The sequence below is a fragment of the Coprococcus sp. AM14-16 genome (assembly GCF_003434675.1).
GTDB lineage: Bacteria > Bacillota > Clostridia > Lachnospirales > Lachnospiraceae > Coprococcus > Coprococcus aceti.
This window is the reverse complement of sequence record NZ_QTLL01000001.1, coordinates 123,685-137,688: the sequence shown is the minus strand read 5'-3', so window position 1 is coordinate 137,688 and position 14,004 is coordinate 123,685. Positions and strand designations below refer to the sequence as shown.

General features: G+C 42.7%; 11 protein-coding genes. 4 read left to right on the top strand and 7 right to left on the bottom strand.

Going from position 1 to position 14,004, the window contains the following annotated elements:
* Nucleotides 1–14 precede the first annotated feature (14 nt).
* From DW159_RS00710 to DW159_RS00700, 3 genes are all read right to left on the bottom strand, one after another.
* Nucleotides 15–1,223, bottom strand: coding sequence for an NADP-dependent isocitrate dehydrogenase (locus DW159_RS00710; RefSeq protein ID WP_015533231.1), 1,209 nt, complete (start codon nt 1,221–1,223; stop codon nt 15–17).
* Nucleotides 1,224–1,386: 163 nt separating this feature from the next.
* Entirely contained in the window at nt 1,387–2,367 is a 981-nt protein-coding gene (locus DW159_RS00705) for a biotin--[acetyl-CoA-carboxylase] ligase (protein ID WP_055143905.1), read from the bottom strand.
* A complete protein-coding gene (locus tag DW159_RS00700; protein ID WP_055143903.1) occupies nt 2,357–2,986 on the bottom strand; it encodes a hypothetical protein in 630 nt (209 codons plus the stop codon). Before DW159_RS00700 ends, DW159_RS00705 begins: the two co-directional genes overlap by 11 nt.
* A 283-nt stretch (nt 2,987–3,269) precedes the next feature.
* Here DW159_RS00700 and DW159_RS00695 point away from each other — a divergent pair, with 283 nt between their 5' ends.
* A complete protein-coding gene (locus DW159_RS00695) occupies nt 3,270–4,670 on the top strand; it encodes an MATE family efflux transporter (protein ID WP_117548603.1) in 1,401 nt (466 codons plus the stop codon).
* Between the two features lie 8 nt (nt 4,671–4,678).
* On the opposite strand, the gene DW159_RS00690 is transcribed toward DW159_RS00695, so the two are convergent.
* Both DW159_RS00690 and DW159_RS00685 read right to left on the bottom strand, forming a co-directional pair.
* Nucleotides 4,679–5,821: a HAMP domain-containing sensor histidine kinase gene (locus DW159_RS00690; RefSeq protein ID WP_117548602.1), complete on the bottom strand. Its 1,143-nt coding sequence runs from the start codon at nt 5,819–5,821 to the stop codon at nt 4,679–4,681.
* On the bottom strand, nt 5,818–6,456 hold the full coding sequence (locus DW159_RS00685; protein ID WP_238050552.1) for a response regulator transcription factor: 639 nt from the start codon (nt 6,454–6,456) through the stop codon (nt 5,818–5,820). The genes DW159_RS00690 and DW159_RS00685 overlap by 4 nt, the downstream gene beginning before the upstream one ends.
* A 157-nt stretch (nt 6,457–6,613) precedes the next feature.
* On the opposite strand from DW159_RS00685, the gene DW159_RS00680 reads away from it, so the two are divergent.
* From DW159_RS00680 to DW159_RS00670, 3 genes are read left to right on the top strand one after another with little or no spacing between them, the layout of a single operon-like run.
* Nucleotides 6,614–6,754, top strand: a complete 141-nt coding sequence (locus DW159_RS00680; RefSeq protein WP_117548600.1) for a CD1871A family CXXC motif-containing protein — start codon at nt 6,614–6,616, stop codon at nt 6,752–6,754.
* Nucleotides 6,747–7,652, top strand: a complete 906-nt coding sequence (locus DW159_RS00675; RefSeq protein WP_117548599.1) for a 4Fe-4S binding protein — start codon at nt 6,747–6,749, stop codon at nt 7,650–7,652. Before DW159_RS00680 ends, DW159_RS00675 begins: the two co-directional genes overlap by 8 nt.
* Before the next feature lie 51 nt (nt 7,653–7,703).
* Complete coding sequence (locus tag DW159_RS00670) at nt 7,704–8,612, top strand: TlpA disulfide reductase family protein (protein ID WP_117548598.1); 909 nt, start codon at nt 7,704–7,706, stop codon at nt 8,610–8,612.
* A gap of 120 nt (nt 8,613–8,732) precedes the next feature.
* Here the strand turns inward: DW159_RS00670 and DW159_RS00665 are convergent, their stop codons facing one another.
* Nucleotides 8,733–13,241, bottom strand: a complete 4,509-nt coding sequence (locus tag DW159_RS00665) for a calcium-binding protein (RefSeq protein ID WP_147323098.1) — start codon at nt 13,239–13,241, stop codon at nt 8,733–8,735.
* A 332-nt stretch (nt 13,242–13,573) separates the two neighbouring features.
* A complete protein-coding gene (locus DW159_RS00660; protein ID WP_117548596.1) occupies nt 13,574–13,984 on the bottom strand; it encodes a hypothetical protein in 411 nt (136 codons plus the stop codon).
* Nucleotides 13,985–14,004 lie beyond the last annotated feature (20 nt).

Here is a 14,004-nt window from a genome sequence, read left to right as displayed (position 1 = left end):
ACACAATTTCATTCTTAGAGCATACCCTCAAGTGTCTCTCTGATAGCCTTGATAAAGTTCTCACTGTTGAGGACTGTTGGGTTCTCAAGAGTTGTGATGAGAGCCAGATCCTTTGTCATCTTGCCATCTTCTATAGTCTTGATGGTTGCAGCCTCGAGCTTGTCTGCAAAATCCTGAAGCGCCTGGATTCCATCAAGCTCTCCACGCTTTCTGAGTGCTCCTGACCATGCGAAGATAGTTGCAACTGAGTTGGTTGATGTCTCCTCACCGGCAAGGTGCTTGTAGTAATGTCTCATAACTGTTCCGTGTGCTGCCTCGTACTCATACTTTCCATCAGGGGATACGAGAACTGATGTCATCATGGCAAGTGAACCAAATGCTGATGAGATCATATCACTCATTACATCTCCATCATAATTCTTACATGCCCAGATGTAACCGCCTTCACTCTTCATAACACGGGCAACCGCATCATCTATAAGTGTGTAGAAGTACTCAATACCTGCTGCATCGAACTGCTCCTTATACTCTGCATCGAATATCTCCTGGAAGATATCCTTGAATGTATGGTCATACTTCTTTGATATGGTATCCTTTGTGGCAAACCACAATGTCTGCTTGGTATCAAGCGCATACTTGAAACAGCTTCTTGCAAAGCTCTCAATAGACTTGTCCACGTTGTGCTGTCCCTGAAGAACACCAGGGCCATCAAACTTATGTATAGTCTCCTTTATAACCTGTCCGTCATCGCCTGTGAATACAAGCTCTGCAGTTCCAGGACCTGGAACATCGATCTCTACGCTCTTGTATACATCACCATATGCATGTCTTGCGATGGTGATAGGCTTCTTCCAGTTCTTAACACATGGCTCGATTCCCTTTACTACGATAGGTGCTCTGAACACTGTACCATCAAGGATCGCTCTGATGGTTCCGTTAGGGCTCTTCCACATCTCCTTGAGATTGTACTCCTTAACTCTTGCCGCATTAGGTGTGATAGTAGCACACTTTACAGCTACGCCATACTTCTGTGTTGCGTATGCTGAGTCAAATGTTACCTTGTCATCTGTCTCATTTCTATGTACAAGTCCAAGGTCATAGTACTCTGACTTGAGATCGATAAATGGATAAATAAGCTCATCCTTTATATACTGCCAGAGAATTCTGGTCATCTCATCTCCATCCATCTCTACAAGTGGTGTGGTCATCTGAATCTTTTCCATGTTTTATGTCCTCCATCTTTGTGTTTTCTAAGTTTTGTTATATACTCACTGCCGATTATAAACTATAAGGGGCTATATTTCTAGTTTTTTTGAATTATACATACCAATTATTAATTTTCTTAAGCCCTATAACCATATTCTTGATCAGCTATTTTTTTCAGCCTTACACATATCCATATATTCCTCTCACGGATACTTCCCCGGATATTATATCGTGAACCTCGCCATCGGCATCCCTCACCAGAAGTCCGCCATCCTTTGAAAGTCCAAGCGCCGTGTACTCTGTCTTTTTATCCCCCTCTATTACATACACCTGCTTATCCCTGTTCACAAGATAACTGTTGTACTCATCAACAAGGAATCCCAGGTCCTTATTCTTTATAAATTCGTCATATAGCTTTTCAAATTCATTTGACACCTGTGCAATGAACCATGATCTGTCACAGCCCTTGCCATTTTCCAGCAGTATTGATGTGGCCTTGTCTGCTATGTCCTCAGGGAAGCTTCGGTTATACACGTTTATGCCTATTCCCACAACAACATAGCTTATGTCAGTTCCCTCGGAACTCATCTCTGTGAGGATTCCGACCAGTTTTTTTCCATCAGACAACACATCATTCGGCCATTTAATCTGAGGCTTTACTCCATCCACCTTGCTGAACGCTCTGGCAAGTGCCACCGCCGACACCAGAGTTATCCTTGACACACAGGAAATATCTATGTCCGGCTTGAGCAGATACGACATGGATATTGTCGTGCCCTTATCAGAATTCCAACTGTGGCCTCTTCGTCCCTTTCCTGCAGTCTGCTCATTTGCCACGAACAGAGCTCCGTGAACACAGTCAGTTTCCCCGACTATCTTGGCACGGGTGTTCGTTGAATCCGTCTCATCATAATAGTAAAGCTTTCTGGCAAATGTTCTGGTCTCAAGATACTTTGAGATCTTCTCCTCAGACATTACATCAGGCTCACTCACCAATCTGTATCCCTTGTTGTTCACGCCCTCGATCACATAACCTTCATTCTTGAGTGCCTGTATGTTCTTCCACACCGCTGTTCTGGATACCCCCAACAGCTCACAGAGCTCCTGTCCTGACACATATCCATCACTGTTCTGCAGCTTTTCAAGTATTTTATTCTTCATCAGTTCTTACCTTCTCTCTCAGGATATCGTATACCGCCTCACATTTGCCTTTTGCTCCGGCAAATGGAACTATGTAACTCTCCCTGCCTCTGTCAAACTTAATTATATAATACTTCAATTCAGGATCAGGCTCTATCATGATATACCCTGTAATAGTCTCATACGGTATCACCTTACTGCCTCTCTTCTGAATGATCGTTACAACATCCTGACCAAACAGATATGTCATATCATATGCAGACTTTCTAAATGAAGCCTTGACCACATAAAATCCATATGCCATGGCCGCAATCGCAATAGCAGCCTTTATCATTCTGTAGTGACCTCCCATAGCCCACCACACAAGTGCTATACCTGCCAGTACAAATATTATGCCAACCACCCTGTACGCTATCCTGGTGCTCTTTCTCTTGACTACCTTCTGTCTGATGATTCCATCTGCCTGAGTCTCCTGTTCTTCACGCCTTGCGCGCTCCAGCTCGTCCACGAGCTTTCCAGCCTGTCTGACAAGCACCTTCTGCCTGTAGGCTCTCGAAGTACCATTCTCTATGCTGCTTATATTTCTAATCTCTTCTCTGTGTTTTTTATTGTTCTTTTTTTTATCACTATCTCTGCTCATTCCATATCCCCTGCCAGGTCATGATCACTACTGATATCATCCCGGTTCGTATCCATGCGCTTTATGCACAATTATTTTCTCTATTTTCATCACTTTTACGACTGTACTTATATTAGTTCAGAGACTAATATATATCAAGTTTTCAGCATTACAAAAGTGTTTACATTTTACCACGTTTAATCACCTTTTTTCCATATATATAATCATTAAAAGGTGATTAACTAGCAAATACACAGTATCGTGAAAACAACCTGTAAATAACAATTTTGGAGAGGTGAATTACATGAAGAATTTTATCGCACGCATCAGTGGCACAAAAGACCTCACAGATGGAAAACCTTCAAAGCTTATATTGAACTTTGGTCTGCCCCTTCTCTTTGGTCTGATATTTCAGCAGTTTTATAATATGGTAGATTCTGTCATAGTCGGGCAGAAGCTCGGAACAGACGCGCTGGCGGCGGTGGGTTCTACCGGAAGCATCAACTTCATGATACTTGGATTCTGTATCGGTATCTGCAATGGTTTTGCCATTCCTGTTGCCCAGGCTTATGGAGCCAAGGATTTCAAGAATCTCAAGGCCTACATTATCAACAGCATATGGTCATCTGTTGCACTGGCTGCTGTTATAACAGTGGCAGTAAGCATCTTTACCATGCAGATACTCAAGGCTCTCAGAACACCTTCGAATATCATCGATGATGCATATATATACATATTTATAATATTCCTGGGCATTCCGGCAATCTTCCTCTACAACCTGACCGCCGGGATACTGAGATCACTCGGAGACAGTATCACACCTGTCATATTCCTTGTGGGCTCATCAATTGTCAACATAATACTTGATCTTATACTTGTTGTTCCTATGGGCGTCGCCGGAGCTGCAGTTGCCACAGTAGCTTCACAGGCAGTGTCAGGAATCATATGTACGATATACATGACAAAGAAACTGAAGTATCTTGAATTCAGCAAAGAGGATTGGACATTCAGCATGCGCCACTGCCTTAAGCTCTGCGGTATGGGTCTGCCTATGGGACTGCAGTACAGCATAACAGCCATAGGCAGTGTCATTCTTCAGACCGCAGTCAATGATATGGGTTCAACATATGTTGCAGCCGTATCAGCCGGAAGCAAGATTTCCATGTTCATGTGCTGTCCTTTCGATGCAATGGGCTCCACCATGGCAACATACGGAGGTCAGAATGTTGGTGCCAGGCGTCTTGACCGTGTTGATCAGGGCCTTAAAGCCTGTATCAAGATGGGAATCATATATGCCCTCGTGGCTCTGGCATTCTCCATCGTGTTCGGAAAGCAGCTTGCACTTCTCTTTGTAAAGAAGGAACAGATTGAGCTTATCGGCTACATATATGAATTCGTAGTTATCAACGCCGCATTCTACATATTCCTGGCTCTTGTGAATATCGTAAGATTCATGATACAGGGACTTGGTTACTCGACTTTCGCCATACTTGCAGGCATATGTGAGATGATCGCCCGTTCTGTTGCCGGTTTCGTGCTGGTGCCTCATTTCGGTTTCATCTGCGTATCACTAGGAAGTCCGCTTGCATGGGTATGTGCCGATCTCTTTCTGATACCTGCGTACCTGTGGGTTATGAAGCAGCTGAGGAGAAAGTTCGGGGAAAATAAAATTAGCCGTGCAAAATCCGCAACGGCAACAATATAATGCTCACTTTATAAAACGACTTCAAAAATCGTTCCTCCAGACGGATTAGACTTAACTGCAATATTGCCATCATGCACTATCACGATCTCGCGGACAAGAGCAAGTCCCAGTCCTACGCCGCCAAGCTCACGGCTTCTGGATTTATCCACGCGAAAGAAAGGTTCAAACACGCGCTCCTTAAGTTCTTCCGGGATACCATTTCCGGTATCCTCCACTGACAGGTAAACGTGTTTTTCCTTCTGACGCGCTGTTACTGTAACCCGTCCTCCTGTGCGGTTATATTTTATAGCATTCTCAACAAGATTGTATAACATCCTATAAATAAGGATGTCACTTCCTATCATCGTTACATCCGCGCATTCTCCAATAAGTTCTATATCCTTTTCCTGTGCAAGCGGTTCCAGATCTGCCAACACCTCATCAACAAGCGCATCGACCATTATTTTATCATCACGGCTCACAGTCTGAAGCTCACTCATATCAAGAAGAGTCTTTACCATTTTGCTGAGTCTCTCATTCTGTTCAGTGACCATCTTTATCGTCTGCAGAGTGACTTCATCATCTCCCGGATGCCGGGCAGAATTATATGAATCAAGCTGTATCTGCATTAAAGACAGTGGAGTTCTGAGCTCATGTGCTGCATTTGCAGTAAACTGTCTCTGTATCTCAAATGCATCCGAGAGGCGCTCAAGCATCTTGTTATATGAAACGCTGAGCTGGTTCAGTTCTTTAACATTGTTTTCTTCTATCCGTGAATCTGCCAGATTCTGTGCCTGTACCTCTTCAATTTTATCAGAAAACTCCCCGATCGGCTTTAGTGCATGCCCACTTATAAAATATGTGGCTACTCCGCCAAGCAGGGCCAGCAAGGCAGAAATTATCAGGCTGTTTTTTTTGTAATCTGCCTTATTATTGTACACCTTAACAGAAAAATCATTTGCAAATTCATCCCACTTATCCTCCGGAATACTGATATATATTTCATCAGTACCGCTCCCATTATCATCTCCCTGGGCATCAACGGTTTCTTGCAGAGAATCAATATAATACACTCCATTTTTATAGACAAGCAAAGTAAGGCATCCACATATAAGCGCAATATATAATGTGATTATACAGGTAAGCCTCCACTGCAGCGACATTCTTTTCATCTGTCGGACTCCTCTCGTATTTTATAGCCTTCTCCCACCTTGTTCAAAATCGGATCATATCCAAGCACTGCCTTAAGCTTTCTTCTCAGCGAAGACATATGTACTCTGATCGCTCCACTGAAGCTGTCCACTGAAGCATCCCAGACATGCTCCATCAATTCCTCCTGGCTTACCGGTCTGCCCAGATTAAGAAGCAGATATTCCAGGATTCCATTTTCTTTTCTTGTAAGGGGAACCTTCTCTCCTTTTGCGTATGCCTCACGTTTTATCGTGTCAAACTTTATGCCACCGCTTTCCAGACATACATCCTTCTGTACAAATTTTCTTCTTGTAAGGCTTCTGATACGTGCCTCAAGCTCCTGCAAATGAAATGGTTTTTCCATATAATCATTTGCACCCGCATCCAGCCCTTCAACCTTATCCGCGATCTGTCCCCTCGCAGATAATATGATAACCTTTGTCTCCTCATTTTTCTGCCTGAGTTCCTTTAAAATCTCCATTCCATCCATGCCCGGCAGATTCAGATCCAGAACGATCAGGTCATATTCCTCTGACAGAATGCATTCAAGAGCCTCTTCGCCGTCATAACAGGTATCCACCTCATACCCGGCATCATACAGACTTTTCGCAACCATATCACATATCTGCTTCTCATCTTCAACTATCAATAATCTCAAAACTGTCACCTGTTTCTTAACAAAAATCCTTCTTAACAAAAATTTTACAACAGCTATTGTATAATATCCAAGTCAGCTGGTCAACAAACACAATCATGAAAGGAGCTGCAATAACTTGAAGTACAGGAAAATATCTCAGATCATTTTACTCATCACAGGTATAGCAATGATTAGCTATGGTGCAGTCAGAGGCGAAGCGGCTGCCGTGCTCAGCAAAGCAATAAAATTATGTCTGGAGTGTGTAGGAATTGGATAAGAACAAATCACTGTCAAAAAAAACAGCCAGAATACGCGGATGGATACAGGCAGCTGCCACGCTGCTTACCAATATTCACATCCCCAATTTATTTAAAGGCAAGATCTATCAGGGCAAGGCAAAAACAGTATGCGTACCGGGACTAAACTGTTACTCCTGTCCTGCTGCAACAGGAGCGTGTCCCATTGGTGCATTTCAGGCGGTCGTCGGATCATCCAAATTTAAATTTTCTTACTACATAACCGGTTTTTTCATTTTAATCGGTGTGATCCTCGGAAGATTTATATGTGGGTTTTTGTGTCCATTTGGATGGTTTCAGGATCTGCTTCACAAAATTCCCGGAAAAAAGTTTTCCACAGCCAGGCTGAAACCACTAAGATACCTGAAATATATAATCCTTATTGTTTTCGTTATACTCCTGCCGATGCTTGTAACGAACTCCATAGGAATGGGAGACCCGTTCTTCTGTAAGTATATTTGTCCACAAGGTGTTCTGGAGGGGGCTATACCACTTTCACTTGGAAATGCAGCTATACGCTCTGCACTTGGAAAGCTGTTTTCCTTTAAATGCCTTATTTTAATTACAGTTGTCGTTCTGAGTATTCTGTTCTACAGACCCTTCTGTAAATGGATTTGTCCTCTCGGCGCAATCTACTCATTATTCAACAAGGTCAGCCTTATGAGTATCAAGGTTGAAAGCAGCAAATGTGTCGGATGCGGTAAGTGTTCAATGGCATGCAAAATGGATGTAGATGTATGCAAAACACCAAATCATCCGGAATGCATACGATGCGGAGCGTGTATAAAGGCATGTCCAAAAGATGCGATCCACTATCAGTTTATGGGAAAGCCATGTTCCCCAAAAGGACATAAGCAAGCTTCCAAAACCAACATGTAACAATCAACCACACTAATATTATTTAAATTATTATTTAAAGGAGCAATTATTATGAAGACAAAAAAATCATTAATATCTATTATCACTCTCTGTGCAGCATTATCTCTCACGGCATGTAACGGATCAGGATCTGCCACAACTGAGAGTTCACAAAAAACCCAGACAGAAGCCACCACTGAAGCTGCGGACAATTCCAACACGAAACTGGATGATTTATATCAGCAGGAGAACCAGATCTTTTCAGATCACCAGGAAGTATGGAACAAGGTATTTGGCATGATGAATAAAAGCAGCGCTGATCCAAACGGAGATTATGCCGATTATCTGGCCGGCACCGTTGAATCAAACAAGGAATCCTTTACAGATGATGAACTGAAAACACTTAACGATGATATTGAAACCATCAGACAGATTGAAAAGCAGATAGATGAAATCGAAAATAAAAACGCAGGATCAGAGAGCACCGACCAGAACGACAGTTCCGAAGAAATCACACCTTTCAAGAGTTTCTCCGGCAAGGATTTGGATGGTAATTCTGTTGACGAAAGCCTGTTTTCCAATAATGCAGTAACTGTCGTTAATTTCTGGTTTACCGGCTGCAAGCCTTGTGTCGCAGAATTATCCAAGCTTAATGAATTAAACGATGCCATCAAATCGATGGGAGGCGAGGTAGTAGGTATCAACACAGAGACATTTGACGGAAACGAAGATGCTATCAAGGAAGCCGCAGCCATTCTTGACAGCCAGGGTGCAAAATACCGCAATATCTCCATTGACTCTGATTCAAGTATAGGCAAGTATGCCTCCGACATCATGGCATTTCCTACAACCATACTAGTCGACAGAAATGGCAATATTGTCGGAGAACCTATGCTTGGAGGAATCGACAATCAGGACAACTATGACTCTCTCATGAAACAGATCCAGTCAGTGATCGACGCTGATAACAAGGATAAATAATTATAGTTGACTTTAAATTGAATATACTAATGAAAGGACAAGAAGCCTTTCTGCTTTTCAAAAAAGGTCATCTGGTTTTCAAGAAACCAGATGACCTTTTCCCGTGCAATAAAATTCTATTTATTCTCCCATGCTCAATTCCTGTAAAATCGGATTCTCCTGCGCATCATACTCGTATTTTACTCCATCCGAAAAGACAAGATTAAATTTTTTGTTTTCATCGGACGTAAAATACCCCAGCAACACAAGTGCATCCTCTGAACCCGCAAAACGAATCGTTAAATCATTCCAGTTCGTCCGTTCAACAAGAATGTCTTCGCATTTCAAGCCCTCGCAAAAGATAATCTCATTGATTCCACTGTTATCGCTGATACTGTCCGTCCCATACCCAATGCCAAAATAGTATGTGTCATTACCTGCTCCGCCTTCCAAATAATCATTTCCGGCTTCTCCAAGCAGGCAGTCATTTCCATTTCCGCCTAAAATCCTATCATCACCAGTACCACCATAAAGTACATCTGTACCATCCGAACCATTTAACGTATCCGCGCCGTCCAAACCATAGTATGTCATACGTCCGCCATCAAATCCCAACATATAATCACTTCCGGCAGTTCCATACAATGTCCTGCATGGACTTCCAAAATCTGTAATTCCAAATACGGAGCCGTCACAAATCACCTTATACTGGCGGTTGGCATCCGAAACAAAGAAGTTTTCTATGATGAGCTTATCAGCTCCTGAATCACTCAAACCGGCTTCACCACTTCCATCCAGAATCATCGTCAAATTATTCCAGTTTGTTCTATAAGCTTTTATATCTGAAATTCCGTAGCCTGTTATTTCTATGATATTTTCACCCTGTGCATCCGAAATCGTGTCCGTACCATATCCTTTCTGATAGATATATACATCCGCTCCGGCACCGCCGTATAGCATATCCGTTCCCTTTCCGCCATCTAGATAATCATCGCCGCCGTTTCCGGCAATTCTATTATTTCCGTCGCCTCCAATAAGATTATCCGAAGCTTCGCTGCCGTTTAACTGATCGTCGCCGTTTTCCGCAACAATGGTCGTTCCATCAGTATATATACTGGTATGGTATTCTGTTCCTTCCCAGTCATTGATTGTGCGCAGTACGCCGCCGGAAGCAGTTGCATATTCTACAAGACCATCCGCAAATATCAGCCGGAACCCACGAGCATCCTCATTGATGCAATAATTCTTAATCACAATAGATGTTTCTGTGCCTTCAAATACAATAAGCAAATCATTCCAATCTAACCGATATGCTTTTATCTTCGTAGATTCCAACCCATCTGCACACACGATTGTATTCTTCCCCTCGGTGTCCTTGATTGTTACCGTTCCGCAGGAAGGAGATATATAGTATGTGTCATCATCTGCTCCGCCATCTATAAAGTCATTCCCGCTTTGTGAAATTACAACATCATTGCCTGCTCCGCCACTTACATAATCATTGCCTGCTCCGCCGCTTATGATGTCATCTCCATTTTCTCCAAAGATCTGATCATCTCCGTCCATGCCATAGACCACATCTGCATCGTCTCCTGCCAATATCCGGTCTACATCTCTATCACCAAATATATAATCTGCATTGCTTCCGCCGACGATATAATCATACTCTGCCCCTGCAAAAATAAAATTTTTACTGTTTTCTGCAAAGACTGCGTCTGAGTTTTCCGTACCGGAAATAATATTTACATTGTCTGAAACGTCACTTTTATCTGATGCCTGAGCAGAGGAATCCATCGCATCATCTGATGCATCCGCATCCGTTGGCGTTGCTATCCGCGGTATCTCCTCTGTTACATCAGGTGAAGAATCCGTTTCACCGTCAATCTGCGGCAGCTCCGCAGCATCCATTTTTGTCAGAATATCTGAGACATCAACTTCATCTTCCCCAACATAAACAATGAAACGTTCTGGATTGTCGGAATATCCGGTAACCACAAGACGATCCGCTGTACCCGAAATCAAAAAGAATAAATCATCTCCAACTTTCATCGCCGTCAAATCGTTCAAATGAATTCCTTCGCCAAACTGAATCGTCGAAGTGCCGGAGTTATCCTCTATAACGTCCACGTCATCGCCTTTATCAAATATGTATGTATCATCGCCTTCTTCTCCAAACATATAATCATTTCCCTTGTTTCCACAGAGGATGTCCGCACCTGCACCGCCGAATAAAATATCATCGCCATCACCAGCCTTGATCTGATCTTTTCCATCTCCGCCATAGATTGTATCAGCGCCGTCCCCCGCTTCTATCTGATCGTCTCCTGCATTTCCATAAATGATATCCTTCCCTGCACTTCCGATAATCGTATCGTTCTCCGCATACCCATACATATAACTATTTTCTACTACTGCCTTTAATGAATCTTCCGTTTCGGTTCCATAGATATAATGAAACGGACTGTCTTCATCCAAACAGTGTATTTTTTTATCACGGAATAACAATGTATAGTCTGTATACGCTTCATCTTTACAGAAATTTTTCAGCGTCAACGTATCATTCGTTCCCTGAATGCGAATCTCTGCGTCATATTCATTTACTCCATTCACACGTATATCCTTGCTTGATACACCCGTAAACCGTATCGTGTTGCTTCCGCCATAGTCAACAATTATATCCTGACCATATCCGGTAGAAAATACATATTCATCGTCTCCATCTTCAGAAGTATCTCCGATGTTTCCACCATAGAGTATATCATTTCCGGCTCCTCCATCCAGACAATCATCACCGGAGCCTCCGTAAAGAATATCATTTCCGGCATTTCCGTATAATTTATCTGAACCATCTTCTCCATATATACGGTCCGAACCGCTTCCACCACTCAACTGGTCGTCCCCTGCTTTTCCAAATATATATGAATTCTGATTTGTACCGCTATAACGATCCGCTTTCTCCGTTCCAATATATACATATCCGGTTTTTGCCAGTTCAATCACCTCTGCATAATGAGTCGATATTGCAGAAAAATGCTCACTCCATGCAGAAAGCATCTCCGATTGATGCATCTCATCATACCATGCCAGATACAGACAGAAGTCATACAAAATAGAATCAACATCCTCGCCATCTGAAATCTTTTCATCAATGAGTGCAACCGGAAGATTCAGCAAAAGATTGTCTTTCCCGTCTTCATCCTGATATTCTACAACACTATACCAGTATCCGCCCAAGCTGGAATTCAGGTTGAGCATGTTATAGTATCCATCCTCTATCGTACCATAAATATCTTTTAAAATAGCCGCTGCATTGACATTTGGACAAGTGCCGTCAACACCTTCAAATCCTCGTCCCATACATTCTTCAATTACCTTTAAATCTCTGGCGTCGATATTACCGCCTCTGCTGTTTGCTTCAATATCGGAAGCACCTGCAAGGAAATACAAAATTTCTTTTATGCAGCACCTTTTTTCTGCTATATCATTGGATTCTACAAATGTATACACCAATTTTTCCAATTCGCCGGTTTCATCCTCCGCCAGCGCCTGATAAATATTCGGAATATTTCCTGTCGTTTTGATATCGCCATGTGTCGTATCTGACGTCTTCACCGGAAACCAGAATTCACTTGCTTCCGTTGTCTTGCCATTTTCCAGCACGACCTCCGACGTCTCCGCTATCAATGTTCCGGTCGTCTCATCCAACACGCTTGTTTCCTTATGTTCCAGTCCAATCGATGTGATTCCCGTTTCTTCCAATGAATAAAGCTCAGTCATTTCTGAAACACCGTTATGATTCTTATCAATCCAGATTAAAAGCTGCCCATAAACATCATCCTCTTTATCTATTACCTTATCACCATTGATATCATATTCTGCAAGTGCCTCAAAACCAGAAGACGACAATGCTCCGCTTGACAGCGTTACCTGATCGCCAAACAACTCTCCGCCATTGTCAATCTTACCATTCTTATTTCTGTCAAGTGCTATAAATCCGTCCTCGTTGCCAATCCATGCCGTCTTTTCTGCAAAGCCGTTGTTGTCGAGGTCAAAATTCACGCCGTCAGCAAGCGTGGACAGCTCGATGCCATCTGTTCCCAAATCTACCACCAGCGGATCTCTTGGCGGCTGAGCGTTTCCAGCCTGGTCATATTCATCCGCCAAATCCTGCAGACTGTCTGTAATGTCGTTTAATGCGTCTTCATCTCCATTTTGAATTGCATCGCTAACGTCTTCCGCCATATCCTCGCCACAATATATCTCCACCGCGGTCATAAAATCGTCTTGGGCATTTTGTAGTTCTTGAGCGTACGCATTTGTTTTCGGTACCAATACAACACCCGCTGTCGTCACAGTACCCACCCCTGCCACTTTTAATACTTTTGGCAGATTTGCTGCTACCGTTGTCTTAAATGACTCGCAGGCAGCAATAATAGCCTCGGATACCGAATTCCATGTATTCGGATTTCTGTTTATTGCCACATTTGCCGCCTGAAGCGTCGTAGCAGTTGCTACGAGCGTTAAATACACATATGGATCGATTGCAACCAAACCTTCACCACTTGGTTTGTCAGTCTGATCATTGTTTCCATAGTCCTGAGTGTCAGTATATGATTCTGTTTTATTCTTTGACGGCACACTAACTGTCACCGGCGAAGGCTCCGGCTCTGGTTCTTTCTTTTTTTCGTATCTTTTGAATTTATATAAGATCAAACCATTATTTTGAACGGTATAGGTAACGACGTAAGATACTGTATCACTTATCGAAAATGTACAGCTACTACTCGAAATGATGGATGTGTTACCGGTAAAATGGGTTGCCTTAGTCTTATCAACAGTACCGTTTTTTATATAATCTGAGGCTTTTGTACAATTCGCCGAGAAAACATAATTTTTTAGTTGTGCTTCTCCCGACGACTTCTTTGGGTCAACGGAATAGGAATAAGGCTTTACTTCCCATACATGAGTCTTTTCGTTTTCCTCTATAGCAATATCTGCTCTTCCTGTCTTGCCAGTTTTTTTCCGTTTTTATCTACAAATTCTATACTATACTCTGATTTTATCGATTCTGATGTACTTACTTTTGTTTTATATTTTGTAACTATATCTTTCTGCACCTCTATGTGAAATTTATTCCACGCCAAACGGTCTACATAAATTGCCGTTCTCCAATCCCCTGCCCGCACGCTGGCTTCTGCGGTCGAATCGGCAAACGCTTCCGCTGATGCCTCGCCCATACTTGAAATCTCATCTGTCAAAGATGCAAGAATCGTCTCTCCTGAATTTCCACTTTCTGCGAAAGCTACGCTGCAGTTCGTCGGTAACACTGTCAATAACATTGATATTGACAGCACTACAGCAATAATCCTTCTTGTCATTTGTTTTAATTTCATATGCTTACTCCCTTTTTCCC

What these genes read in the sequence shown, in the direction of transcription:
- DW159_RS00710 (WP_015533231.1), bottom strand. Translation starts at nt 1,223, where the DNA reads ATGGAAAAGATTCAGATGACCACACCACTTGTAGAGATGGATGGAGAT.
- DW159_RS00705 (WP_055143905.1), bottom strand. Translation starts at nt 2,367, where the DNA reads ATGAAGAATAAAATACTTGAAAAGCTGCAGAACAGTGATGGATATGTG.
- DW159_RS00700 (WP_055143903.1), bottom strand. Translation starts at nt 2,986, where the DNA reads ATGAGCAGAGATAGTGATAAAAAAAAGAACAATAAAAAACACAGAGAA.
- DW159_RS00695 (WP_117548603.1), top strand. Translation starts at nt 3,270, where the DNA reads ATGAAGAATTTTATCGCACGCATCAGTGGCACAAAAGACCTCACAGAT.
- DW159_RS00690 (WP_117548602.1), bottom strand. Translation starts at nt 5,821, where the DNA reads ATGAAAAGAATGTCGCTGCAGTGGAGGCTTACCTGTATAATCACATTA.
- DW159_RS00685 (WP_238050552.1), bottom strand. Translation starts at nt 6,456, where the DNA reads ATGGTTGCGAAAAGTCTGTATGATGCCGGGTATGAGGTGGATACCTGT.
- DW159_RS00670 (WP_117548598.1), top strand. Translation starts at nt 7,704, where the DNA reads ATGAAGACAAAAAAATCATTAATATCTATTATCACTCTCTGTGCAGCA.
- DW159_RS00660 (WP_117548596.1), bottom strand. Translation starts at nt 13,984, where the DNA reads ATGAAATTAAAACAAATGACAAGAAGGATTATTGCTGTAGTGCTGTCA.